Below are 1,352 nucleotides of genomic sequence, written 5' to 3'. Positions count from 1 at the left end.
GAGGTGATGAGTGCGTCACCCTACCGCGAGTTCATCCCCCCCGCCTCATTCCCGCCCCAATCCGCTACGCATGTAGCGCTACAGGTGTAACACCAACAGCCACGGGAACAGCGTCATGATCGAATCCCTGCCCCGCCGCGAACGCGAGGTCTTCGAGACCCTGTGTCGGCTCGAGAAGGGCGCCGCCGCCGCCGTCCGCAACGCCCTGTCCGACCCGATCAGCGACTCCGCCGTCCGCACCCTGCTGTCGCGGCTGGAGGCCAAGGGTCTGATCGAACGCGCCCCTGGCCCCGACGGCTATGTCTACAGCCCGGTCCAGCGCACCGAGGCCGTCGCCGCCGGCGCCCTGCAGCGGATGATCGACACCTTCTTCGCCGGCTCCGCCGCCACCGCCGCCACCGCCCTGCTGGGCCTGGGCCAGAAGCTGACGCCGCAGGAGGCCGCCGCCCTCGAACGCATCATCGACGAATCCGTGGAGCGCGGGTCGTGACCTGGGCCCTTCTCCTTTCCCTTTTGGTCAAGTCCAGTCTGATCGCCGGCGCCGGCCTGGCCTGTTCGCGGCTTCTGGCCCAACGGCCGGTCGACCGGGTCGACATCCTGCGCGGCGTGACCTGTCTTCTGCTGGCCCTGCCGGTGATCATGGCGGTCCTGCCGTCGCTGAAACTGGCGCTGCTGCCCGCCGCCGAGCCTCTCATCGCGCCCCAAAATCTGCCCATGTGGGAGGGCGAGGTCGGCCCCGTCGCCGGGGTCGAGATCTCCGGCGCCCTGGCCTGGCCCACCCCCGCCCTGATCGTCGGCCTGATCTGGCTGATCGGCGTCGCGGCGGTCGCCGGACGGCTGCTCTTGGGCCTGCACACCCTGGACCGCTGGACCCACGAAGGCCGCGCGGTCAAATGCCCGGCCTGGCGCACCGCGCTGGACACCCAGACCACCGGCCGACCGCCGCGCCTGATCGCCAACGACCGGCTGTCTGGCCCGCTCAGCTGGGGCGCCGCGCCCGGCGTCATCCTGGTCGATCCGACCAGTCTCGCCGAACGCCAGGCCGCCCCGGCCATCCTCGCCCACGAACTGGCCCATCTGCGGCGCAAGGACTGGGTTTTCCTGGTTCTGTCGCGGCTCAGCCTGGCCCTGTTCTGGTTCAATCCCCTGGTCTGGGCCCTGCACCTCGACCTGGTCGCCCGCTCCGAAGAGGCCGCCGACGCCGACGCCCTGACCACCGTGGACCGTCAGGTCTATGCCCGCGCCCTGGTCCGCCTGGCCGCACATCCCGTCCCCCGCTCCATTCCCTGCGCCGCCAGCCCCTCCGCCAGCCGGCGGGAGGTCGAAGCTGAGACGCCCACCGGGCTGTTCCC

The 1,352-nt window shown here is 71.2% G+C and carries 2 protein-coding genes; both read left to right on the top strand.

Features of this window, described 5'->3' with window-relative positions; translation table 11 throughout:
- The first annotated feature begins 115 nt into the window (after positions 1-115).
- On the top strand, positions 116-490 hold the full coding sequence (locus tag ER13_RS17300) for a BlaI/MecI/CopY family transcriptional regulator (protein ID WP_035311398.1): 375 nt from the start codon (positions 116-118) through the stop codon (positions 488-490).
- The coding region (locus tag ER13_RS17295) for a M56 family metallopeptidase (RefSeq protein WP_035311396.1) at positions 487-1,352 on the top strand (866 nt) is incomplete at its 3' end. The genes ER13_RS17300 and ER13_RS17295, both read left to right, overlap by 4 nt.

Source organism: Brevundimonas sp. EAKA (assembly GCF_000698025.1).
Lineage (GTDB): Bacteria > Pseudomonadota > Alphaproteobacteria > Caulobacterales > Caulobacteraceae > Brevundimonas > Brevundimonas mediterranea_A.
This window is presented reverse-complemented; position numbering and strand designations above follow the sequence as displayed.

Coding starts and splice junctions, on each gene's coding strand:
- ER13_RS17300 (WP_035311398.1), top strand. CDS start 116: ATGATCGAATCCCTGCCCCGCCGCGAACGCGAGGTCTTCGAGACCCTG.